The following is a 23,480-nucleotide window of genomic DNA, read 5'->3' as shown; positions in this document are numbered from 1 at the left end:
TACGCCCGTGAAAGGGCACCGATTTGGCCGAGAGGGAGCCCCCGCCGGTACCCTGAGTCAATTCGCTGGAAGCACCTCGCTTCGTCGCCCGTCGTCGTTATGAAGAGAGCACCGTGGCCGCCGACAAGATCGACACCATCGTCAGCCTGAGCAAGCGCCGTGGCTTCGTATTCCCCTGTAGTGAGATCTACGGCGGCCAGCGCGCCGCCTGGGACTACGGACCGCTGGGTGTCGAGCTCAAGGAGAACCTGAAGCGCCAGTGGTGGCGCTACATGGTGACGTCGCGCGAGGACGTGGTCGGTATCGACTCGTCCGTCATCCTGGCCCCCGAGGTGTGGGTGGCCTCCGGTCACGTCGCCACCTTCTCCGACCCCCTCACCGAGTGCACCTCCTGCCACAAGCGGTTCCGCGCGGACCACTTGGAGGAGGCCTACGAGGCCAAGCACAACCGCCTGCCGGAGAACGGCCTGGCGGACGTGAACTGCCCCAACTGCGGCAACAAGGGCCAGTTCACCGAGCCCAAGCAGTTCTCGGGTCTGCTCTCCACCCACCTCGGCCCCACGCAGGACACCGGCTCCATCGCCTACCTGCGCCCCGAGACCGCCCAGGGCATCTTCACCAACTTCGCCCAGGTGCAGACCACTTCGCGCCGCAAGCCGCCGTTCGGGATCGCCCAGATGGGCAAGTCCTTCCGCAACGAGATCACGCCCGGCAACTTCATCTTCCGCACCCGCGAGTTCGAGCAGATGGAGATGGAGTTCTTCGTCAAGCCGGGCGAGGACGAGAAGTGGCAGGAGTACTGGATGGAGCAGCGCTGGAACTGGTACACCGGTCTCGGCCTGCGCGAAGAGAACATGCGGTGGTACGAGCACCCGAAGGAGAAGCTCTCCCACTACTCCAAGCGCACCGCCGACATCGAGTACCGCTTCCAGTTCGGCGGCAACGAGTGGGGTGAGCTGGAGGGCGTCGCCAACCGCACGGACTACGACCTCGGCGCCCACTCCAAGGCCTCCGGCCAGGACCTCTCCTACTTCGACCAGGAGGCTCAGGAGCGCTGGACGCCGTACGTCATCGAGCCCGCGGCCGGTGTCGGCCGCGCGATGCTGGCGTTCCTCCTCGACGCCTACGTCGAGGACGAGGCGCCCAACGCCAAGGGCAAGCTGGAGAAGCGCACGGTGCTGCGCCTCGACCACCGCCTCGCCCCGGTGAAGGTCGCGGTGCTGCCGCTGTCCCGCAACCCGGAGCTGTCGCCCAAGGCCAAGGGTCTCGCCCAGACGCTGCGGCAGAACTGGAACATCGACTTCGACGACGCCGGCGCGATCGGCCGCCGCTACCGCCGCCAGGACGAGATCGGTACGCCGTACTGCGTGACCGTCGACTTCGACACGCTCGAGGACAACGCGGTGACCGTGCGCGAGCGGGACTCCATGAAGCAGGAGCGCGTGTCCCTCGACCAGATCGAGGGCTACCTCGCCGCCCGTCTGATCGGCGCCTGAGCCCCACCGCCCACCGAAGCCCCCGCCTCCCTTCCCCGGGAGGCGGGGGCTTCGTGCTGCCCCCACGCCGGTGCGCCGCGGACGTCGGCCGGATCGTCGTCGAGGGGTCGGTCACGCCGAGCTGTCGCCGGCCCGGAACGGGTCGCGCGGGGTGACGCACACCCCGGCGGACGAGGAGTGGCGGGCCCGGCCGAAGCGGCGGCCGCACGCGGGCGCGCCGGCGGACCCCGGACCGGGAGAGATCAAGGACACCAACCCTGCCGAGCGGGTGAGTGTGCGCGGTGCGGGGAACTCGGACAGGGGGCCCCTCCCGAGGAGTGAGAGCCATGACCGAGCAGAAGTCGACGCGGGAACTCCCACAGCCGCTGCGGGCGGCCGCCTCGGTGCTGGGCAGGGTGCCGGGCGCCGGCCTGGTGGGGCGGGCCGCCGAGGGCACGCTGGACAAGGTCGGCGCGGTGTCGCCGCGCGGTCGGCGGCTCGCCGTCTACACCGGCGCCGGGGTGCTCGGCGTCGCGGGGGTCGTGGAATGGCCCATCGCGGTCACCGGAGCGGCGGTGGCCTGGCTGACCCAGCCACGGCCGCGGCGGCGGGCGGACGGCGACGCGGCGGGTACGGGGGCCGACGCGGGCCCGAGCGAGACCGGGAACCGTACCGAGGAAGCGGCGTCCAGCGTCCCGCCCACGCCGAACGTGCTCGCCAGGCAGTCGGCGGCGGCTGCCGCGGCGGAGAGCACGACGGCACCCGCGACCCCTTCCGGCAAGCTGCCCACCCGCCACCGCCGCGTGCCGGACGAGACGCCCGGGGGTGAGTGATGGCCGCTGGAATCCTCACCCGCCCCACGGCGGCCGCCGCCGGCCTGGTCCTGGCCGGTCCACGCCTGATCGCCCGCGGAACGGCCCCGGCGGTCGGCGTCGCCGCCGGCGCGGTCGCGGGCACGGCCAGGGCCGGCGTACGCGCCGCGGATTCAGCGATGCGCATGGCCCGGGTCACCCGCACCGCCCTGCCGGGCGGCTCCCCCCACTGGCACGCCGGCCCCCGCACCCACCTGATCCTGCGGGAAGCCGCCCCCGAGGAACGGGGCCGACCGGACGCCGAGCCCCCTGCGGACGCCATGCCCGAGGGACCGCGTCGGCCGGGCACCGAGGCCGGCGCGGACACCGCCCCCGACGGTCCGCGCCGACCGGCGGCCGAGGCCCTCGGGGAGGCCGCGCAACCGGACGGCCCGGCCGCCGGGCCCCCCGCGGACGCCACCGTCCGCACCCACTCCTTCGAGCACCGTGCCCGTCGCGCGGCCGCCGCGCTCGCCGAGCACCCGGACGTCGCCCTCGCCTACTGGGACAGCGGGCTGGCGCGGCTGGTCGTGGTGGCGGTCGAGGAGGCAGTGAGCGACAACGTCCTCGACCGGGCGACGGCACTCGCGGAGCGGCACGGGCTGGTGCCCGCCGGGGACGACGTGGAGGACCTCGGACACCCCGGCCATCCCGCCTCCGTGCGGACCGCCGCCGAGACCCTCGCGGCCGACGCCGTGGGGGTCGTGGCCGCGCTGGCGGGATCCGCGATGCGGCTGCCGGCCTCGCCGCGCCTGGTGACCGCCGTGGTCACGCTGCTGCGGGAGAATCCCCGTTTCCGGTCCTGGCTGCGGGCCCGGCTGGGCGACGCCCGCATGGAGGTCGTCGCCGCCGTCGCCAACGCGGCCGTGCACGGCGCCGGGCACACGCCCACCTCGCTGGTCCTCGACGGGACGCTGCGCGCCGGCCAGCTCGCGGAGGCGGTGGTGCGGACGGCCGCCTTCGAGACCGTGCACGACGAGCTGTGCGCGCCGCACCGGCACAGCGTGCCCGCCGATCCGTCCGCACGCCCGCCGCTGCGCACCTCCCCGGCCCAGGAGTACGCCGCCCACGCCTCGGCCGGCAGCGTCCTGGGCGCGGCGGCGGCGCTGATCGTCAAGCACGACCTCTCGGAGTCGGCCGAGGCGGTCCTGGCCGGTTCCCCGAAGGCGGCGCGGTACGGGCCCGCCGTCTTCCACGCCGTCCTCAGCGGGGCCCTCTCTCGCGCGGGCGTGCTGGTGCGCGACCCGGACCGGCTGCGGCAGCTGGAGATGGCCGGGACGGTCGTCCTGCACCCCAGCGCGCTGAGGAAGCCCGGCGCGGGCGCCGACCCGTGGACCGAGCCCGTCCTGGACGCCGCCCGTCGGGCGGGCCTGCGCGTCGTGGTCGTCGACGACCCGGCGCTGGCCGACTTCACCGGCCTCGCCGACCAGGTGGTGGGCGCGGACCGCCCGTTGAGCGACGTGGTCGACGGACTGCGGGGCGGCGGCGGTGTCGTCACCGTCGCCCGCCCCCGCCCGCACGGCGACGCGGACGTCACCGCCGGTCTGCTGCGCGGTGACGTGGCCGTCGCCCTCACCGACGAGGACGGCCAGGTGGTGTGGGGCGCGGACGTCCTCGCCCCGCACGGTCTGGCGGACGTGTGGCGGCTGCTGACCGCCGTGCCGGCGGCCCGCCGCGTCGGCGGCCGGTCGCAGACCCTGGCCCGGTCCGGCGCCGCGCTGTCGGGCCTGCTCGTGGCCGTCGGCGAGTCCCGCGGGCGCCCGGTCTCCCCGCTGCCGGGCCTGCGGCACGCGCCCGTCGACGCGGGCGCGGCGGCGGCTCTGCTGACCGGGGCACGCGCGGCTCTCGGCGTCGCCCTGGCCCGTCCTCCGCGTCCCCGGCCCCGGGTCGCCTGGCACTCCCTGCATCCGGACGACGTGCGGGACCGGCTGGCGCGCGAGGCGCCCCCGGAGCCGACCCCCGTCGAACGGGCGGCGGCCCGTGTGCGCACGGCGTCCGACAGAGTCGTACGACTTCCCGTGCTGGCGCCGGCGCGCTGGTCGGGGCAGCTCGCACGGGCCGTGCGCGGTGAGCTGGACGACCCGCTCACTCCGGTGCTGATCGTCGGCTCGGCGGCGTCCGCGATCCTCGGCTCGGTCGTGGACGCCCTGCTGGTCGTCGGCGCCCTCGACCTGAACGCCCTGGTCGGCGGCATCCAGCGGCTACGGGCCGAGCGTGCCCTGTCGGGGCTGGTCGCCGGGCAGAAGCAGAAGGCGCGGGTCGCCGACCAGCGAACCACCCACGTGGTCGACGCCGCCAGGCTCGGCCCCGGCCAGGTCATCGACCTCACGACCGACGACGTGGTGCCCGCCGACGCCCGCCTGCTGTGGGAGGACGGACTGGAGGTCGACGAGTCGGCGCTCACCGGCGAGTCCCTGCCGGTCGACAAGGCCGTGGACGCCACTCCGAGCGCCCCCGTGGCCGAACGGCACTGCATGGTCTTCGAGGGGACGACCGTGGTGGCCGGGCACGCCCGGGCCGTCGTCGTCGACACCGGCGACCGCACCGAGGCCGCCCGAGCCGTCTCCCTCGCCGCGCGCATCCCGCCGGCCGCCGGAGTACAGGCCCGCCTTCAGGAACTGACCCGCAAGGCCATGCCGCTGACCCTGGCGGGCGGTGCCGCGGTGACCGGCCTGGCGCTGCTGCGGGGCACCCCGATCCGCCGTGCCGTGAGCGGCGGGGTCGCCGTCGCCGTGGCCGCCGTACCCGAAGGGCTGCCCCTGGTCGCCACGGTCGCGCAGCTCGCCGCCGCCCGCCGGCTCAGCAGCCGCGGCCTCCTCGTCCGCACCCCGCGCACCCTGGAGGCGCTGGGCCGCATGGACACCATCTGTTTCGACAAGACCGGCACCCTCACGGAGAACCGGCTGCGCCTGGTGCGGGTGGCCGGCCCGGACGGCACGGTCCACAGCCCCGACGACCCGGCCGCCGCCGAGACCCTGCGTGCCGCGGCCCGAGCCTGCCCCCGCCTCGACGGCGACCCGCACCGCCCGGTCCACGCCACCGACGAGGCCGTGCTGGACGCCGCCGGCCCGGACCCCGAATGGCGGCAGAGCGAGGGACTGGCCTTCGAGGCCGGCCGGGGCTACGCGGCGGCGGTCGGCCGCGCCGCCGACGGTTCACCCGTCCTGGTCGTCAAGGGCGCCCCCGAGACGGTCCTGTCCATGTGCGCCGGCCTGCCCGCCCACATCCAGGACAGGTCCCAGTCCCTCGCCGGCGACGGCCTGCGCGTCCTGGCGGTCGCCCGACGTCCCCTGGCGGACGCCGACAAGGCGGCGGACGTCCTCGAAACCCCCTTGGCGGATTTGGAGTTCACCGGGTTCGTTGCCCTCGCCGACGTGCCGCGAGAGACCTCGCCGGCCCTGGTCCGCGGGCTGCGCGAGGCGGGCGTACGGCCCGTCGTCCTGACCGGCGACCACCCGCGGACCGCCCACGCCATCGCCGTCGGACTGGGCTGGCCGGACGACGCGAACGTGGTCACCGGTGACGAACTCGCCGCCGCCGACCGCTCCGTCCGCTCCCGGATGCTCCGCGACGCCGATGTCGTGGCGCGGGTCGCGCCCGAGCAGAAGCTCCAGGTCGTCGAGGCCCTCCGGGACGCCGGCCGGGTCGTCGGCATGGTCGGCGACGGCGCCAACGACGCCGCCGCGATCCGAGCGGCCGACATCGGCGTCGGCATCAGCGCCCGCGGTTCGGCCGCCGCCCGCAACGCCGCCGACCTCGTCGTCACCGGCGACGACCTGTCGGTCCTCATCGAGGCCGTCCAGGAAGGACGGTCCCTCTGGCACAGCGTCGCCGACGCCATCGCCATCCTGATCGGCGGCAACGCGGGTGAGGTCGGCTTCGGCGTCCTCGGCACCCTCCTGTCGGGCTCCGCCCCCCTGTCCACCCGCCAGATGCTGCTGGTCAACCTGTTCACGGACCTGTTCCCGGCGATGGCGGTGGCGGTGACCCCCAAGGAGGAGACCGACTCCCCGGAGACCGACGCCCCCCTGGGTACGGCCGTCCTCGGCGCCCCCCTCATCCGCCAGATCCGCCACCGGGCCCTCACCACCTGCCTCGGCGCCACCGTCGCCTGGCTCATCGGCCGCTTCACCCCCGGCACGAACCGCCGCTCGACGACGATGGCCCTGTGCGCGGTGGTGGGCACCCAGCTGGCCCAGACCCTGGCCGACCGCCGGGACAGCCGCCTGGTCCGCCTCACGTCCCTGGGCTCGGCAGCGGCACTGTTCGCCCTGGTGGAGACGCCGGGAGCGAGCCGGTTCTTCGGCTGCACCCCGCTGGGCCCCGTGGCCTGGGCGGGAGTCCTGGCGGCGATAGCCCTGGCCCTGGCGGGCCAGAGGGCACTGCCAGGGGTGGAGCAGGCACTGCTGAGGCGTCGGCCGGCCTCGGCCTCTCGACCGACGTGAGCGCGGGCCCTCGGGCGCGGGGCCGCGCCGGTCCGTGGCTCCGTCCCGCGGCCGGCCGGCCGCGGACCGTCCTCACCCGGCAGCCCGTGCCCCCCCGAGCCGGCCGCACGCGTTACGCGCCGACCTGTGAACCTTCGCGAACCTCGGGAGAAGCCAACCGTCCGGCCGTCCGCGCGGCGGTCCCCCGCGCCCAGGCCCCGCTGCTGAGCACTCCCACCACCAGCACCACCGCCCCGCACCCGGCGAGGATCCACCACCCCGGTACCGCCGCGGACACGAAGGTCTCCCGGTACGCCGACGCCCCGATGCCCCCCGCGAGCACCGCCCCGATCACCGCGACCCCGAGGGTCTGGCCGAGCTGTCGGCTGGTGGAGGCGACGGCGGCGGCGACGCCGGCCTGGGCGCGAGGCATCCCGGAGACCGCCGTGTTGGTGATCGGCGCGTTGACGAAGCCGAAGCCGATGCCGAACAGCACGTATCCGAGGAGCAGCGTGGTGTCGGACGTCTCCGCGTCGAAGGCGGCGAACAGCACCCCGCTCGCGGTCATCGCGAGCCCGGCGACGAACAGCGGCACCCGTGGCCCCCGGCTGCCGACGAGCCGCCCGGACAGGGGCGCGCACAGGAACGTGGGAAGGGCCATCGGCAGCATCCACAGTCCGGCGTGGAGGGCGTCGAGACCGCGCACGTTCTGGAGGTACAGCGTGGACAGGAACAGGAATCCGCCGAGGGCGGCGAACGCGCTGATCGCGATCACGGTGGCCCCGCTGAACGGCGCCGAACCGAAGAACCGCAGGTCGATGAGGGGCTCGTCGCGGCGGGGCTCGTAGCGCAGGAGCCCGAGGAGGGCGGCAAGGGAGACGGCCGCGAAGGGCAGGCTCGTGCCCGGCCCCGCTTCGGGGGCCTCGATGATCGCGTACGTCAGGCAGCCGAAGAGGGCGATGACGAGGAGCTGGCCCACCGGGTCGGGGCGGCGGGCCTTCGGGGCGCGGGACTCGGGGACGTGGCGCAGGGTCAGCAGGAGGGCGGCGAGGCCGACCGGCAGGTTGACCCAGAAGATGGAGCGCCAGCCGACGGACTCCACCAGCAGGCCGCCGATCAGGGGTCCGGCGGCCATGGAGATGCCGACGACCGCACCCCACACGCCGATCGCGCGGGCGCGCTCACGCGGGTCCGTGAACGTGTTGGTGATGATGGACATGGCGACCGGGTTGAGCATCGAGCCGCCGACCGCCTGCACCATGCGGGCCACGACCAGCAGTTCCAGGCTGGGGGCGAGGGAGCAGAGCAGGGAGCCGAGCGAGAACACGACCAGGCCCGCGAGGAAGACCTTTCTGCGGCCGATCCGGTCGGCCGTGGATCCGGCGAGCATCAGCAGGGAGGCGAGTACGAGGGTGTACGCGTCGATCGTCCACTGGAGGCCGGAGGTGCCGGCGTTCAGGTCGCGCTCCATCGCGGGGAGGGCGACATTGAGGACGGTGTTGTCGAGGCTCACGATCAGCAGGCTCATGCAGCAGATCGCGAGCACGAGCAGACGTCGTCGCTGGCTCAACTCTGACATGCGGTCATGGTACGCGGATTTCAATAGTGCGGTTAACTAATGACCGTTACATGATCACCGTCCATGCGCGACAATGGGCGGATGTCCACGCCCGTTTCCCCCCTGCGCATCGGCCCGCACACCGTTGCGCCGCCGGTCGTCCTCGCCCCCATGGCCGGTATCACCAACGCACCCTTCCGCACCCTGTGCCGGCACTTCGCCGAAGGCGGGTCGCAGGACGGGGCCGGCGGCGGCAGGGGCCTGTTCGTGAGCGAGATGATCACGACCCGGGCCCTGGTCGAGCGCAACGAGAAGACCATGCAGCTGATCCACTTCGACGCGAGCGAGAAACCGCGCTCGATCCAGCTGTACGGCGTGGACCCGGCGACCGTCGGCAAGGCCGTCCGCATGATCGCGGAAGAGGGCCTGGCCGACCACATCGACCTCAACTTCGGCTGCCCGGTCCCGAAGGTCACCCGCAAGGGCGGCGGCTCCGCCCTCCCGTACAAGCGCAACCTGCTCCGTGCGATCCTCCGCGAGGCCGTCAGCGGCGCCGGCGACCTCCCCGTCACCATGAAGATGCGCAAGGGCATCGACGACGACCACATCACCTACCTCGACGCCGGCCGCATCGCCGTCGAGGAGGGGGTCACCGCCATCGCCCTGCACGGCCGTACCGCCGCCCAGCACTACGGCGGCACCGCCGACTGGGAGGCGATCGCCCGGTTGAAGGAACACGTCCCGGAGATCCCCGTCCTCGGCAACGGCGACATCTGGTCCGCCGGGGACGCGCTGCGGATGGTGCGCGAGACGGGCTGCGACGGCGTGGTCGTCGGCCGCGGCTGCCTGGGCCGGCCGTGGCTGTTCGCGGACCTGGTCGCCGCCTTCGAGGGGCGCGGCGAGGACATCGCGCGCCCGTCCCTGCGCGAGGTCGCCGACGTCATGGTCCGGCACGCCACCCTCCTCGGCGAGTGGATCGGCGACGAGTCGAAGGGCGTCGTCGACTTCCGCAAGCACGTGGCCTGGTACCTGAAGGGCTTCGCGGTCGGCTCCGAGATGCGCAAGCGACTCGCGATCACCTCGTCCCTCGAAGAGCTCCGGGCCGGACTCGACGAACTGGACCTCGACCAGCCCTGGCCCACCGGCGCCGACGGCCCCCGCGGCCGCACCTCCGGCAACAACAGGGTCGTCCTCCCGGACGGCTGGCTCAAGGACCCCTACGACTGTGCGGGCATCGGCGAGGAAGCGGAACTGGACACCTCCGGCGGCTGAGGCACCCCGGTCGGTTCAGCCCTTCGACGGATGCGGGGTCGACCCGTACGCCGTGAGGAAGCGGTCCCGGAAGAGGTCCATCTTCCAGACCGGGGCGTCGTGGGCCGGCTTGAGGCCTTCGGACCAGTTCCAGGCGGCGACCTTGTCGAGGACCTTCGGGTCCTTGGCGACGATCGAGATCGGCACGTCCCGGCTGGCGTCGTCACCGCTGACCCGGGCGATGGGCTGGTGGTCGCCGAGGAACACCAGGACGGTGTCCTCGGTGCCGTAGCGCTCCAGCCACTGGGTGAGGGCGGTCACCGAGTACTCGATCGACCTGCCGTACGCCTTGCGGGACCTGGTCGAGTCGGCGATGACGTCGGACGCCTTCTCGCCGGCCTTCTGGATGCCGTCGAAGACCGAGCCGTCGCCCACCTCGTCCCAGCCGACCATCTCCGGGAGCGGGGCCCACGGCTGGTGGCTGGAGGTCAGGATGATCTCCGACATCAGCGGCTTGTCGCGGTCCCTGCCGTGCTCCAGCCGCTGGAACGCCTCCAGCGCGTACTGGTCGGGCATCGTCGACCAGCTGAACTTCGGTCCCCGGTAGCCCATCTGGAAGGCGTTGTAGACCTTGTCGAGGCCGTAGTGCCTCTGCTCGGGCCAGGCCTTCTGGATGCCGGGCATCACGCCGACCGTGTCCCAGGCCCCGGTCTTCTGGAAGATCTTGGGCAGGCTGAGGTGGTCGCTGTTCATGACCGTGCGATAGCGCTGCTGGTTGTCGATCCACAGCCCGGACAGTGTGGTGGAGTGACCGAGCCAGCTGCTCCCGCCGAAGGTCGCCGAGGTCAGCCAGCCGCTCTTGGCGTGGTACCCGGCCTTCGCCAGCGCGGCGGTGCTCGCGGTGAGCGTCCGGTCGACGCCGGGGGACATGAGCGGGTCCTCGATCGCGCTGCGGCCGTAGCTCTCGATGAAGGCGAAGATCACGTCCTTGCCGCGCAGGTCGGGCACGAGCTGCGCGGGCGGGGTGTCGCCGAAGGGGTCCGTGCGGGCCTCCTCGGCGAAGGCGGCCTCGTCCTGGAGGGTCTGCCGTACGTCCTTGGCCTTGACGGTGACGGCGCTGACCGCGCGGTTGAACGCGAGCGGCAGTCCGGCGTACTGGACGGAGAGGACGGAGCAGGTGATCCAGACCGTGCCGGCGACCAGCGTGCCGCGGGTCGCCGCGGACACGTTGAGCGTGAGCACGTCGCTCAGCCGCACCGCCGCCAGGGCCATCACGACGAACAGCGCGACGATCAGCAGGAGCAGGCCGATCGTGGCGGCGAGAGCCGTGGTCCCGCCCATCGAGTCCGCGACGTAGGACTGCGCGTCGTCCAGCAGCCCCCAGTCCAGGACCAGGTTGAAGCCGCGGCCCAGGTACTGCGAGTACGCCATGTCCAGGACGTTGACCACGGTCAGCGCCGCGAGGCCGGCCCCGAGCGCCGCCGCGGCCACCACCCGCGGGCGGCGCGGCAGCGACAGCAGCACGGCCGCCGAGATGATCGCCTCGCCGGGCAGCCGCACGAACCGGTCGGCCCGCAGGAGCTGCGTCTGGTTCGGCATCACCATGGCCCCGAGCACCAGCACGAGGGCCAGCGCGGTCGTCGTCCACCACAGCGCGCGCGCCGCCCGCGGATGGCGGTCCCGCCAGGCCCACCAGTGCGCGAGACGGGACGTGAGGGTGCGGGGCGGCGCGGCCTCGCCCTCCGGCGACTCGGCCTCCACGGCCGCCTCGGCGCTGACGGGCGCGCCGACGCCGGAGTCGGGCAGATCACGAGACCGTGTGAAGACAGGCACCCGAGGGGTCCTTCCGTCTGAAGCCGGGTGGATCGGCGACCCGGTGGTGGGACCCGAGCCGCCATCGTCTCGTACGGCGTGCTCCCGCCCGGTGTTCAACCGTCCGGGCGAGCGGTCGGCAAACACCCGGCAAACGAGCGGTCCTGGGCTCCGCCCACCACCGTGAGCAGCACCGACGGGGCCGCCGCCGAGCGGGGCGGGTCCTCGCGGTGCCGGTCGGCGAGGCGGCCCTGGCCGGCGCGGTGGACCAGGTGGCCGCGCGAGGTGGGGCCACCGTGGCCGAGCGTCCCGCCGGCGGCCGCGCGGGCGTCGGCTACGGCCGACGGGGGAGGGCCGCGTCCCCGGTCTGTCCGGTCACGCGCCGGGCGGGACCACGATCGGGGAAGAGCCAGGTGGCGCCCATCGGACCGAGTAGTGGTTACCGCGGGGTTACGCCTGGTTAACACGCGGAACCCACCATGTGACGAAGGCTTGAGCAACACCAGGGGGTGCGCATGGCCGGACGGCCCGGACGGCCCGGACGGACGGGCAGGGGCGGCGGCCGACATGGCGCGGGAGATCTGCTCGCGCTGGTCCGCGCCGGCCGGGCCACGACACGCGGTGCCCTCCAGCAGGCCACCGGTCTGTCCCGGGCCACGGTCGGACAGCGCCTGGACCGCCTCTTCCGCGCGGGCTGGCTGCGCGAGGGCGCGGGCGGTCCGGTCGACTCCCCGCTGGGCGGCCGTCCCTCCGTCACGCTCGAGTTCGACGACACGCACGCCGTCGTCCTCGCCGCCGACCTGGACACCCGGCACGCGCGAGCGGCCGTTCTGTCTCTGACCGGCGAGGTCCTCGCCGAGCACTCCGGCACGCCGGCCCTGGAGGACGGTCCGGACGCCGTGCTCGGCGAGCTGGGCGGCTGGTTCGCGGAACTGCTGGAGAAGGCCGGCCACCGGGCGGACGAGGCATGCGGAATAGGTCTCGCCGTGCCCGGCCCCGTCGACAGCGAGACGGGCCGGGTGATCCAGCCGCCGATCATGCCCGGCTGGGACGGCTACGACATCCGCTCCCGCCTCGCCAGGGCGTTCACGCGGCACACGGGCGCCGCGCCCGTCCCCGTCCTCGTCGACAACGACGCCAACCTCATGGCGTACGGCGAGCAGCGCACCCGATACCCCGAATGCTCCGCGTTCGTGCTGGTCAAGGTGTCCACCGGGATCGGCGCCGGGGTCGTGGTGGGCGGCGAGATCTTCCGGGGTGTCGACGGCGGCGCCGGCGACATCGGGCACATCCGGGTGGGCTCCGCGGTGCCGTGCCGCTGCGGCTCCCACGGCTGCCTCGCGGCCGTCGCCGGCGGCGGCGCGGTGGCCCGGAGACTGGCGGAGACCGGGGTGCCCGCCGCCTCCGGCGCGGACGTACGGGACCTGCTCGCCGCCGGTCATCCGGGCGCGGCCGCGCTGGCCCGCGAGGCCGGACGCCAGGTCGGCGACGTGCTGGCGACGGTCGTGACGCTGCTCAACCCGGGTGTGCTGATGATCGCCGGGGACCTCGCCGGCACCTCCTTCCTCACCGGGGTGCGCGAACTGCTCTACCAGCGGGCGCTGCCCCGCTCCACGGCCCGACTGGAGGTGGTGACCTCACGGCTGGGGGAGCGGGCGGGGCTGGTGGGGGCCGGCGCGCTGGTCGTGGAGCACCTGTACGCGCCCGCGCGGGTGGAGGAACGGCTGCTGGCGCTGGGGGTGTGAACGGGAAGGCGGAGACCCGTGTGACGAGCGCGTTTCCTGGACGGACCGGGTCCGGGCGAGCGTCCGGATGGTGAAATCCGGCGGCCTGTGGAAGCGTGATTCTCGCCACCTTGATAAGGGTAGCGCTCACATGAGCGGAGCGCGCTCGTTTGCACTTCCTCAAGGGGTGGCACTCAGTGCCACGCCCTGATCGTTCATCGATCGAAATCAAGCGTGGTGGGAGTCGCTCATCTGAGCAGAAAGTGAGTGCCGAAGGGCTGGGTGTGTTCAAGAAGTGAAAACATCGGCTGCTCCGCGTCGGCCAAGCTTTGACTTTCGATCCAGTGGCGGACGACGGGTTACAGGCGCATGACGCGCAAGTGGACGTACCCAGATGCCTTTGATCTGGGTATGTTCCTGCCCGTCAGGGCAGCCACCGCGTCCTCGAGGAGTCGAGACCCGTGTCGGAAAACAAAGATCTCCCGGTAGCCGGGACGGCCACGAGCGTTGAGGCCGTGAAGTTCGTTTACGACTTCACCGAAGGCAACAAGGACCTCAAGGACCTCCTCGGCGGCAAGGGCGCCAACCTCGCCGAGATGACCAACCTCGGCCTGCCGGTGCCGCCCGGGTTCACCATCACCACCGAGGCCTGCAAGGTCTACCTCGACAGCGGCGAGGAGCCGGCGGCACTGCGTGACGAGGTGAGTGCGCACCTCGACGCGCTGGAAGAGAGGATGGGCAAGAAGCTCGGCCAGGCCGACGACCCCCTGCTCGTCTCCGTCCGCTCCGGTGCCAAGTTCTCGATGCCCGGCATGATGGACACCGTCCTCAACATCGGCCTCTCCGACAAGTCGGTCCAGGGCCTGGCCAGGCAGGCCGGCGACGACCGCTTCGCCTGGGACTCCTACCGGCGCCTCATCCAGATGTTCGGCAAGACCGTCCTCGGCGTCGACGGCGACCTCTTCGAGGAGGCGCTGGAGGCGGCCAAGGAGGCCAAGAAGGTCACCGTCGACACCGAGCTGGAGGCCGCCGACCTCAAGAAGCTGGTCACCCGCTTCAAGAAGATCGTCAGGGCCGAGGCCGGGCGCGACTTCCCGCAGGACCCGCGCGAGCAGATGGACCTCGCCATCCACGCGGTCTTCGACTCCTGGAACACCGACCGCGCCAAGCTCTACCGCCGCCAGGAGCGCATCCCGCACGACCTGGGGACCGCGGTCAACGTCTGTTCCATGGTCTTCGGCAACCTCGGCCCCGACTCCGGCACCGGCGTCGCCTTCACCCGCGACCCCGCCTCCGGCCACCAGGGCGTCTACGGCGACTACCTCCAGAACGCCCAGGGCGAGGACGTCGTCGCCGGCATCCGCAACACGGTCCCGCTCGCCGAGCTGGAGACCATCGACAAGAAGTCGTACGACCAGCTGATGCAGATCATGGAGACGCTGGAGAACCACTACAAGGACCTCTGCGACATCGAGTTCACCATCGAGCGCGGTCAGCTGTGGATGCTCCAGACCCGGGTCGGCAAGCGCACGGCCGGCGCGGCCTTCCGCATCGCCACCCAGCTCGTCGACCAGGGCCTCATCGACGAGACCGAGGCCCTCCAGCGGGTCAACGGCGCCCAGCTCGCCCAGCTGATGTTCCCCCGCTTCGACGAGCACGCCAGGACCCAGCAGGTCGGCCGGGGCATCGCCGCCTCGCCCGGCGCCGCCGTCGGCAAGGCGGTCTTCGACTCCTACACCGCCGTGAAGTGGTCCCGGTCGGGCGAGAAGGTCATCCTGGTCCGCCGGGAGACCAACCCCGACGACCTCGACGGCATGATCGCGGCCGAGGGCATCCTCACCTCGCGCGGCGGCAAGACCTCCCACGCCGCGGTCGTCGCCCGCGGCATGGGCAAGACCTGCGTCTGCGGCGCGGAGGAGCTGGAGGTCGACACCAAGCGCCGCCGGATGACGGTGCCCGGCGGACACGTCGTCGAGGAAGGCGACCTGATCTCGATCGACGGCTCGTCCGGCAAGGTCTACCTCGGTGAGGTCCCCGTCGTACCGTCCCCCGTCGTCGAGTACTTCGAGGGCCGCATGCACGCCGGCGCCGACGACGCCGACGAGCTGGTGGAGGCCGTCCACCGCATCATGGCCTTCGCCGACCGCAAGCGCCGCCTGCGCGTCCGCGCCAACGCCGACAACGCCGAGGACGCGTTGCGCGCCCGCCGCTTCGGCGCCCAGGGCATCGGCCTGTGCCGCACCGAGCACATGTTCCTCGGTGACCGCCGCGAGCTGGTGGAACGCCTGATCCTCGCGGACACCGAAGCTGAGCGTGAGGCGTCCCTGAAGGGCCTGCTCCCGCTCCAGAAGCGGGACTTCGTGGAACTCTTCGAGGCCATGGACGGTCTGCCGGTCACGGTTCGTCTCCTCGACCCGCCGCTGCACGAGTTCCTCCCCGACATCACGGAACTGTCCGTGCGGGTCGCCCTCGCGGAGTCCCGCCAGGAGTCCCACGAGAACGACCTGCGCCTGCTCCAGGCCGTTCACCGCCTCCACGAGCAGAACCCCATGCTGGGCCTGCGAGGCGTACGACTGGGCCTGGTCATTCCCGGCCTCTTCACCATGCAGGTCCGCGCCATCGCCGAGGCCGCGGCCGAACGCAAGGCCGCCAAGGGCGACCCGCGCGCGGAGATCATGATCCCGCTCGTCGGCACGGTCCAGGAGCTGGAGATCGTCCGCGAGGAGGCCGACCAGGTCATCGCCGAGGTCCAGGAGGCCACCGGCACCGATCTGAAGCTGTCCATCGGCACGATGATCGAGCTGCCGCGGGCCGCGCTGACCGCCGGCCAGATCGCCGAGGCGGCCGAGTTCTTCTCCTTCGGCACGAACGACCTCACCCAGACCGTGTGGGGCTTCAGCCGCGACGACGTCGAGGCCTCCTTCTTCACCGCCTACCTGGAGAAGGGCATCTTCGGCGTCTCCCCCTTCGAGACCATCGACAAGGACGGCGTCGGCTCCCTCGTCAAGGCCGCCGCGGAAGCCGGCCGCGCGACCCGTCCCGACCTGAAGCTCGGCGTCTGCGGCGAGCACGGCGGCGACCCGGAGTCCGTCCACTTCTTCCACGAGGTCGGCCTCGACTACGTCTCCTGCTCCCCCTTCCGCATCCCGGTCGCCCGACTGGAGGCAGGCCGGGCGGCGACCCAGTCGGAGGGCAGCGACCACCGCTGAGCCGGGGGGTGGGGACCCCCTGACGGACCTTCCTCACCCCCCTCCAACCCCGGAGCCGCTGCGGTCCCCGACCCTCAGCACCGATCGCGGCGGCTCCGGCGCACCGAGAGAGGGCGGCACCCGTGCGGGGGTGCCGCCCTCTTGTGCGCGGTTGTGCGCGGTCGGCCGGACACGCGTTCCCGCCGCGGGGGCGGTGCGATCAGTCCGACCCGGACGGCGGCGTGGCGCGGGCCACCGGAGCCAGGGGCCCCCGCGGGGTTCCCTGATCGTCACCCGTTCCGTCTCCGTCCCGGTCCAGGTGTCTGCCGTAGCCGGGGTCGCCCGCGTGGACGGGGGCCGCGCCCGCGGCTCGGGCCTCGGCGCAGTTGGCGTAGTGGACGCTGGTGGTGTCGAAGCCGGTGGACCCTTTCGTGATCGTTCTGTGGGCGCCGTCGGGGTCACCGGCCCTCCGCTCCCTCCGCCAGGCGGCGGTGCCACCACGGTGTGGAGGTGTCCGTGCAGGGGTCGGGCAGAGTGCGGAAGCGGTAGCGACGGTCCACGGTCCGTAAGGCGCAGGCCAGTTCGGACGGGGGGGCGGGCAGGGAGGAGCGACCGTGTCCCCCTCCTCGGCTGTCGGGCTCCTTCCGCACCCGGAGAGGGGCGCGGCGGGAGGACGGAGGGTCAGACCCGGAACGGGCCCTTCACCTCGTACGTGATCCCGCCGGACGAACTGCCCGACGTACCGCGCTGGCTGGAGAAGTACAGGCGGGTGCCGTCGGGGGAGAAGGCCGGGCCGGTGATCTCCGAGCCCGACTGTCCGTCGACGCGCAGGAACGGGGCGACCACGTCGGCCGGGGTGATCAGGCAGATCTCCATGGTGCCGCCGTCCTCCGCGACGAACAGGTCACCGGAGGCGGAGCCGGTGATGTTGTCGACCCCGGTGAGAGGGGCCGTGCCGGAGGTGACCAGGGAGTCGTCGTACGCCGGCTCGTAGGTGTTGTTCGTGAGGTCGAGCTGCCAGACCCGGTTGTCGCCCTTCGTCGTGAACCAGACCGTGTCGTTCGCGTAGTGGCAGCCCTCACCGCCGTTGAAGGACTTCGAGCCGGACACCTGGGTGCGGGTGGTGGTGGGGGAGCCGTCGGGGTCGGGGACGTTCGCCCAGGTGAACGAGCCGGACGTGGCGCTGCCGGCGACCATGACCTGGAGCGTGCCGGAAGCCAGACTGCCCCACGTCGTCGGCACGAAGCGGTAGAAACGGCCGTCCGTCTCGTCCTCGGTCAGGTAGATCACCTTGCGCACCGGGTCGGCGGCGGCGGCCTCGTGCTTGAAGCGGCCCATCGCCGGCCGCCGCACGGCCGCGTTCACGCCCCACGGGTCCGTCTCGTAGACGTAGCCCAGGGACACCTCCTCGCAGGACAGCCAGGTGTTCCACGGGGTCTTCCCGCCCGCGCAGTTCTGCCGAGTGCCGGACAGGATGCGGTAGGCGCCGGTGACCGCGCCCGTCGACGAGAACCTCACCGCGCTCGCTCCGCCGGACGGGTTGATCTCCGAGTTGGAGACATAGATCCACCCACCCCCGTCGTCGGCGTAACAGGCCCCTCCGTCAGGGGCGTTGTGCCACGTGTACGACGTGCCGGGCACCGTCTGCCCGGAGCGGGCGATCACCCGGCTGGTGAAGCCGGCCGGGAGCCTGACGCCGTTCGCGTCCGGCGAGCCGAGCGCCCCGTACGGGCTCGTGCCGGGCTGTGCCGGCGCGGCGTACGCGGCGCCGCGCCACAGGGTTCCGCCGAGCACGGCGGAGGACCCGCCGAGGACGGCCGCACGCAGGAGGGTACGACGTTCCACGTTCACTCCCAGGGGGTGTCGTGACCACCCGCGGCCGGTCGGCCGCGGGGTCGTGTGCTCAGGGAGGCTACGAGCGCCGGATGTCCGTGTCGTGGACACGTCGTGACGGGGAAATGCCTAGGCTGGGGACAGCAGCGGAGGGAGCACGGCCATGCCCGGCTGGAACACGCGCGACATCCCCGACCAGAGCGGCCGCACCGCCGTCGTCACCGGCGCCAACGGCGGACTGGGCTACGTCACCGCGCGGGAGATGGCCCGCAGAGGGGCGCGGGTCGTCCTCGCCTGCCGGAGCGAGACACGGGGGCGGGCAGCCGTCGCCCGGCTGGCCGGTGAGGTGCCGGACGCCGACGTCGAGTTGCGCAGACTGGACCTCGGCGACCTCGCCTCGGTGCGCCGCTTCGCCCGCCCCTACGACCGCCTCGACCTGCTCGTCAACAACGCGGGCGTGATGGCGATGCCGTACGGCACGACCGCCGACGGGTTCGAGACCCAGTTCGGGGTGAACCACCTCGGGCACTTCGCCCTCACCGGAGTGCTCATGCCCGCGCTGCTCGCGGCACCCCGGGCTCGCGTGGTGACCGTCTCCAGCATGGCCCACCTGCTCGGCAACATCGACCCCGGTGACCTCAACAGCGAGCGCCGCTACCGTCGTTGGACCGCCTACGGCCGGTCCAAGACCGCCAACCTGCTGTTCACGCACGAGCTGGCGCGCCGACTGGAGGCGTCCGGCGCCGAGGTGGTCGCGGCGGCCGCCCATCCCGGATACGCGGCGACCGGCCTCCAGACGGCCGGGCCCCGGGCCGCGGGCCGCCCGATCGCCGAGCGGCTCATGGCGGCCGGCAACCGCGTCTTCGCCCAGTCCGCCGAGGCCGGCGCGCTGCCCGTCCTGTACGCGGCGACCGCGCCGGACGTGCGCCCCGACTCCTTCACCGGCCCGTCCCGCGCGACGTGGCGGGGGGCGCCCGCCCCCTCGTGGCGGGCGCCCTGGACCGTGGACGACCGCGCGGGCCGCCGCCTGTGGGCGGAGTCGGAGCGACTGACCGGGGTGTCCTACACCGGTCTCAGCAACTGAGGCCGGCGGCAACCGCCCACCTGCTGAAGGGCGTTCACAGCGTCGCGCGCACGTCGTACGTCGTGATGCGGACCGTGTCGTCGTCCAGGCACTGCCCGCTGCGCAGGTCGAAGCGCTGCTTGAGCAGGGGCGAGGCGACGAACGGCCGGCCCTGGACCGAGCCGGTCAGGCCGCGGGAGAGGACCGCCGCGCCGCTGAAGGGGTCACGGTTGTCGACGGCGTACAGCTCTCCCGCCCGGTCCCGGAACAGGGCCACCTGGCGGCCGTCGGGCAGGAGTGCCGCCACGCCGCGGCCGGGGACCAGCGAACTCAGGTCGCACACCGTGAACCAGTCCGCGCCGAGCCGAAGTTGCACGTGCAGGTCGGTCGTCTCGAGTGCCAGGGTCATCGCTGGGCGCTCCCTTCCAGGGGACGGTTGCCGATGGAGAGCAGCGGCAGGTCGGGCTTGATCTGGTCGCGCTCGGGGACGAAGCCGACGACCGGGTCGGGAGTGTCCGGCGCGTTGACGAAGGACACGAACCGGGCCAGCTTCTCGGGGTCGTTGATGGTGGTCGCCCACTCGTCGGCGTAATGGGCCACATGCGCGGTCATCAGGGACTCGAGCTCCTCGCAGATGCCGAGGGAATCCTCCACCACCACGTCCCTGACGTGGTCCAGGCCGCCGGGGATCCGCTCCAGCCAGGTCGAGGTGCGCTCCAGCCGGTCGGCGGTGCGGATGTAGAACATCAGGAACCGGTCGATCAGGCGGATCAGTCCGGCGTCGTCGAGGTCCTGGGCGAGAAGGTCGGCGTGGCGCGGGGTGGCCCCGCCGTTGCCGCCGACGTACAGGTTCCAGCCGTTGGAGGTGGCGATGATGCCGAAGTCCTTGGACTGGGCCTCGGCGCACTCGCGGGCGCAGCCGGAGACGGCGGACTTCAGCTTGTGCGGGGAGCGCAGGCCCCGGTAGCGCAGCTCCAGGTCGATCGCCATGCGGACGGAGTCCTGGACGCCGTAGCGGCACCAGGTCTGGCCGACGCAGGACTTCACGGTGCGCAGGGACTTGCCGTAGGCGTGGCCCGATTCGAAGCCCGCGTCGACCAGGCGGGCCCAGATGAGGGGGAGTTGTTCCACGCGGGCGCCGAACATGTCGATCCGCTGGCCGCCGGTGATCTTCGTGTAGAGGCCGAAGTCGCGGGCGATCTCACCGATGACGATCAGGCCCTCGGGCGTGATCTCGCCGCCGGGGATGCGCGGCACGACCGAGTAGGAGCCGTTCTTCTGGAGGTTGGCGAGGAAGTGGTCGTTGGTCTCCTGGAGCGCTGCCTGCTCGCCGTCCAGGACGTAGCCGCTCGCGCCGATCGTGGGGGCGAGGGACGCGATGATCGAGGCGATCGCGGGCTTGCAGACGTCGCAGCCGTCGCCGCCCCGCGCGCCGTCGCGGCCGTAGCGGTCGAGCAGGTCCTGGTAGGTGTTGATGCGCAGGGCGAGCACCATCTCGTACAGCTCCTCGCGGGTCTGCGAGAAGCAGCCGCACAGGCCCTTGTCGACCTCCACGCCGCCGGCCTCCAGCTCCGCGGTGACGAGCTGGCCGAGGACCTTGACGCAACTGCCGCAACCGGTACCGGCCTTGGTGCACTTCTTCACCTCGGGCACGGTGGTGCAGGAGTGCTCGGTGACCGCGCCGCGGATGGTGCCCTTGGTGACGTTGTGGCAGGAGCAGACCACCGCCTCGTCGGGCAGGGCGGACGGGCCGAGCTGGGCGCCGCCGCCGGCCCCGGCCGGCAGGACCAGCGATTCGGGCGCGATCGGCGGGACCGAGCCGGTGAGGGCGCGCAGGGTGCCGTAGGCGTCCGCGTCCCCGATCAGGATGCCGCCGAGCAGCGTGCCGTCGCGGCCGATGACCAGCTTCTTGTACAGGCCCGAGCGGGAGTCGGAGTACACGACGTCGAGGCAGTCCTCGGCGGTGCCGTGCGCGTCGCCGAAGGAGGCCACGTCCACGCCGAGCAGCTTCAGTTTGGTGGAGAGGTCGGCGCCGGTGAAGGCGGCCTCGTCGGCGGCGATCGTCGCGGCGGCCGTCTCGGCCTGCTCGTATCCGGGAGCGACCAGGCCGTACACCCGGCCGTCGGCGGCCAGCGCGCACTCGCCGATCGCGAAGACGTGCGGGTCGGCGACCGTGCGGCACTGCTCGTCGACCGCGATGCCGCCGCGGTCGCCGACCGTCAGACCGCAGTCGCGGGCCAGCTGGTCGCGGGGGCGGACGCCGGCGCTGAACACCACCAGGTCGGTGGCGAGTTCGGATCCGTCGGACAGCTTCATGCCGGTGACGGCACCGGAGTCGTCCGTCACGATCTCCTGGGTGCCGACTCCCGTGTGGACGCTCAGGCCCATCTCCTCGATGGTGCGCAGCAGCGCCGCGCCCCCGCCCTCGTCGACCTGCACCGGCATCAGGCGCGGCGCGAACTCCACGATGTGGGAGGTGAGTCCGAGGCCCTTCAGGGCGCCCGCGGCCTCCAGGCCGAGCAGGCCGCCGCCGACCACCGCGCCCGTCGTGGCCCGTGACCTGGCGTACTCCTCGATGGCGAGGAGGTCCTCGATCGTGCGGTAGACGAAGCAGCCCTCGGCGTCCTTGTTGGGGACCGGAGGCACGAACGGGTAGGAGCCGGTGGCCAGCACCAGCACGTCGTAGTCGACGACCAGGCCCGAGCGGGCGGTCACCGTGCGGGCGTCACGGTCGATGGTCTCCGCCGGGTCGCCGAGGTGCAGCTCGATGCCGTGGTCCTTGATGAACTCCATGTCGGTCATGGAGAGGTCCTCGGGCGTCCGGCCCGAGAAATAGGAGGTGAGCTGGACGCGGTCGTAGGCGGGACGCGGCTCCTCGCACAGCACGACCACACGGTGCGTGGCGGTCAGGCCGCGCTCGGCGAGCGCCTCGAGGAAGCGCTGGCCGACCATGCCGTGGCCGACGAGCACGATCGTGGGGGTGGCCCCCGGGGTGGCGGTCATTCAGGAGCCTCCGTCGTTGGTGAGCAGGTGGAGCAGGGGGCCGTCGTGGGGGAGCGGCTCTGCTCCCTCCCAGGCGCGGGCGAGCGCGCCGACGGTGCCGAGTTCGCCGACGAGCACGCCGCCGACCAGGCGGTCGTCGCGGACGACGACCTTGCGGTAGGTGCCGCGGGTCGCGTCGGTGAGCTGGACGACGTCGTCGCCGGGGCGCGCCTCGGTCTCGCCGAACGCGGCGAGGTCGAAGGCGGAGTGCCCGTGGAGCGTGAGGCGGGTCAGGGATCGGGTCCCCGAGTACCGGGCGTCGGCGTCACCGGCCAGCGACTCGGCCAGCACGTCCGCCTGTTCCAGCGCGGGGGCGGCGAGTCCGTAGACCTCGCCCTCGTGCTGGACGCAGTCCCCGATCGCGCGGATGTGCGGGTCGGAGGTGCGCAGCCGGTCGTCGACGACAACGCCCTTGTGGACGGCGAGTCCGGCTTCCCTGGCGAGGCCGGTGCGGGGGTGGACCCCGCAGGCCAGGACCACCAGGTCGGCGTCGAGGGCGTAGCCGTCGGCCATCTCCACCGAGCGGACCGCGCCTCCGACGCAGCGCACGTCCCGGACCCGGCACTCGGTGTGCACCTCGACACCGAGGTCCCGCAGGTGCCGCAGCACCAGCCCTGAGGCGTTCGGGTCGAGCTGGCGCTCCATGAGCCGTTCGGACTGCTGGGCGAGGACCACCTGCGCGCCGCGTACGGCCAGTGCGCGGGCGGCGGAGACCCCGAGGAGCCCGCCGCCGATGACGACGGCCCGCACGCCCGGCCGGACCGCCTTCGACAGCCCCAGGCAGTCGTCCATGGTGCGGAAGGCGTGGACGCCCTCCGGCAGTTCGTGGTCCGGCGTGAACAGTCCGCGCAGCGGCGGCAGCACCGGGTTGGAGCCGGTGGCCAGCACCAGCGTGTCGTAGGCGATCTCCGAGCCGTCCGCGCAGGCCAGACTGCGCCGCTCGCGGTCGATCGCGGTCACCCGGGCCCGGACGAGTTCGGCGGGCGTGGGCAGGGCGATCACCTCGGGGGCGTACCGGCCGGCCAGCACCTCGGCGAGCAGGACCCGGTTGTACGGCCGGTGTTCCTCGTCGCCGATCAGCAGTGCGGGCGTGCCCAGCTCACCGAGTCGGCGGGCGAGGCGTACGCCCGCCAGGCCGGCTCCGATCACCACCACACGCTGATTCGAGGTCATGACATCGAGCGTGCGGTGCGGAGGTTACCCGGCCGCATCACCGTTGTTTCCCGCGCGGAACGCTGCCCTCAGCGGGGGCGGGGCGG

At 72.8% G+C, this 23,480-nt stretch carries 13 protein-coding genes and 1 pseudogene; 7 read left to right on the top strand and 7 right to left on the bottom strand.

Going from position 1 to position 23,480, the window contains the following annotated elements; genetic code table 11:
• Window positions 1-113 precede the first annotated feature (113 nt).
• The 3 genes from ACZ5Y0_RS01590 (at window position 114) to ACZ5Y0_RS01580 (ending at window position 6,771) form a co-directional block, all read left to right on the top strand.
• Window positions 114-1,496, top strand: coding sequence for a glycine--tRNA ligase (locus ACZ5Y0_RS01590; RefSeq protein WP_469126632.1), 1,383 nt, complete (start codon window positions 114-116; stop codon window positions 1,494-1,496).
• A gap of 326 nt (window positions 1,497-1,822) precedes the next feature.
• Window positions 1,823-2,308, top strand: coding sequence for a hypothetical protein (locus tag ACZ5Y0_RS01585; protein ID WP_469126631.1), 486 nt, complete (start codon window positions 1,823-1,825; stop codon window positions 2,306-2,308).
• Complete coding sequence (locus tag ACZ5Y0_RS01580) at window positions 2,308-6,771, top strand: HAD-IC family P-type ATPase (protein ID WP_469126630.1); 4,464 nt, start codon at window positions 2,308-2,310, stop codon at window positions 6,769-6,771. The genes ACZ5Y0_RS01585 and ACZ5Y0_RS01580 overlap by 1 nt, the downstream gene beginning before the upstream one ends.
• A 112-nt stretch (window positions 6,772-6,883) precedes the next feature.
• Here the strand turns inward: ACZ5Y0_RS01580 and ACZ5Y0_RS01575 are convergent, their stop codons facing one another.
• Entirely contained in the window at window positions 6,884-8,329 is a 1,446-nt protein-coding gene (locus tag ACZ5Y0_RS01575; protein ID WP_469126629.1) for an MFS transporter, read from the bottom strand.
• An 81-nt stretch (window positions 8,330-8,410) separates the two neighbouring features.
• Here ACZ5Y0_RS01575 and dusB point away from each other — a divergent pair, with 81 nt between their 5' ends.
• Window positions 8,411-9,580, top strand: a complete 1,170-nt coding sequence (gene dusB, locus ACZ5Y0_RS01570; protein WP_469126628.1) for a tRNA dihydrouridine synthase DusB — start codon at window positions 8,411-8,413, stop codon at window positions 9,578-9,580.
• A 15-nt stretch (window positions 9,581-9,595) separates the two neighbouring features.
• Here dusB and ACZ5Y0_RS01565 read toward each other — a convergent pair whose 3' ends face one another.
• Window positions 9,596-11,392, bottom strand: a complete 1,797-nt coding sequence (locus tag ACZ5Y0_RS01565; RefSeq protein WP_469126627.1) for a CDP-alcohol phosphatidyltransferase — start codon at window positions 11,390-11,392, stop codon at window positions 9,596-9,598.
• A 494-nt stretch (window positions 11,393-11,886) separates the two neighbouring features.
• Between ACZ5Y0_RS01565 and ACZ5Y0_RS01560 the strand changes: the two genes are divergently transcribed.
• Together ACZ5Y0_RS01560 and ppdK are read left to right on the top strand one after the other, a co-directional pair.
• Window positions 11,887-13,116 carry an ROK family protein gene (locus ACZ5Y0_RS01560; protein ID WP_469126626.1) on the top strand — a complete coding sequence of 410 codons (1,230 nt, stop codon included), beginning with the start codon at window positions 11,887-11,889 and terminating at the stop codon, window positions 13,114-13,116.
• 440 nt (window positions 13,117-13,556) lie between these two features.
• Entirely contained in the window at window positions 13,557-16,304 is a 2,748-nt protein-coding gene (ppdK, locus tag ACZ5Y0_RS01555) for a pyruvate, phosphate dikinase (protein WP_469126625.1), read from the top strand.
• A 271-nt stretch (window positions 16,305-16,575) separates the two neighbouring features.
• On the opposite strand, the pseudogene ACZ5Y0_RS01550 reads toward ppdK, so the two are convergent.
• Both ACZ5Y0_RS01550 and ACZ5Y0_RS01545 read right to left on the bottom strand, forming a co-directional pair.
• Window positions 16,576-16,686, bottom strand: a pseudogene (locus ACZ5Y0_RS01550) (excalibur calcium-binding domain-containing protein); the annotation flags it as partial.
• 278 nt (window positions 16,687-16,964) lie between these two features.
• Window positions 16,965-18,128, bottom strand: a complete 1,164-nt coding sequence (locus ACZ5Y0_RS01545) for an alkaline phosphatase PhoX (protein WP_469126624.1) — start codon at window positions 18,126-18,128, stop codon at window positions 16,965-16,967.
• Window positions 18,129-18,279: 151 nt separating this feature from the next.
• Here ACZ5Y0_RS01545 and ACZ5Y0_RS01540 point away from each other — a divergent pair, with 151 nt between their 5' ends.
• Window positions 18,280-19,200, top strand: a complete 921-nt coding sequence (locus ACZ5Y0_RS01540; protein ID WP_469126623.1) for an oxidoreductase — start codon at window positions 18,280-18,282, stop codon at window positions 19,198-19,200.
• A 34-nt stretch (window positions 19,201-19,234) separates the two neighbouring features.
• Here the strand turns inward: ACZ5Y0_RS01540 and nirD are convergent, their stop codons facing one another.
• The 3 genes from nirD to ACZ5Y0_RS01525 are packed head-to-tail and all read right to left on the bottom strand — an operon-like array spanning window position 19,235 to window position 23,394.
• Window positions 19,235-19,588 (bottom strand): nitrite reductase small subunit NirD, encoded by a 354-nt coding sequence (nirD, locus tag ACZ5Y0_RS01535; protein ID WP_469126622.1) that lies wholly within the window; start codon window positions 19,586-19,588, stop codon window positions 19,235-19,237.
• The gene (gene nirB / locus ACZ5Y0_RS01530) at window positions 19,585-22,182 is read right to left on the bottom strand and encodes a nitrite reductase large subunit NirB (protein WP_469126621.1); all 2,598 of its coding nucleotides are present in this window, start codon (window positions 22,180-22,182) and stop codon (window positions 19,585-19,587) included. Before nirB ends, nirD begins: the two co-directional genes overlap by 4 nt.
• Window positions 22,183-23,394, bottom strand: coding sequence for an NAD(P)/FAD-dependent oxidoreductase (locus ACZ5Y0_RS01525; RefSeq protein WP_469126620.1), 1,212 nt, complete (start codon window positions 23,392-23,394; stop codon window positions 22,183-22,185).
• Window positions 23,395-23,480 lie beyond the last annotated feature (86 nt).

This window comes from Streptomyces sp. NPDC033216 (assembly GCF_055577115.1).
Note: the sequence above shows the minus strand (reverse complement) of the source record. Positions and strands in the feature narration are given on the sequence as shown.

Coding starts and splice junctions, on each gene's coding strand:
- ACZ5Y0_RS01585 (WP_469126631.1), top strand. CDS start 1,823: ATGACCGAGCAGAAGTCGACGCGGGAACTCCCACAGCCGCTGCGGGCG.
- ACZ5Y0_RS01580 (WP_469126630.1), top strand. CDS start 2,308: ATGGCCGCTGGAATCCTCACCCGCCCCACGGCGGCCGCCGCCGGCCTG.
- ACZ5Y0_RS01575 (WP_469126629.1), bottom strand. CDS start 8,329: ATGTCAGAGTTGAGCCAGCGACGACGTCTGCTCGTGCTCGCGATCTGC.
- dusB (WP_469126628.1), top strand. CDS start 8,411: ATGTCCACGCCCGTTTCCCCCCTGCGCATCGGCCCGCACACCGTTGCG.
- ACZ5Y0_RS01560 (WP_469126626.1), top strand. CDS start 11,887: ATGGCCGGACGGCCCGGACGGCCCGGACGGACGGGCAGGGGCGGCGGC.
- ACZ5Y0_RS01540 (WP_469126623.1), top strand. CDS start 18,280: ATGCCCGGCTGGAACACGCGCGACATCCCCGACCAGAGCGGCCGCACC.
- nirD (WP_469126622.1), bottom strand. CDS start 19,588: ATGACCCTGGCACTCGAGACGACCGACCTGCACGTGCAACTTCGGCTC.
- nirB (WP_469126621.1), bottom strand. CDS start 22,182: ATGACCGCCACCCCGGGGGCCACCCCCACGATCGTGCTCGTCGGCCAC.
- ACZ5Y0_RS01525 (WP_469126620.1), bottom strand. CDS start 23,394: ATGACCTCGAATCAGCGTGTGGTGGTGATCGGAGCCGGCCTGGCGGGC.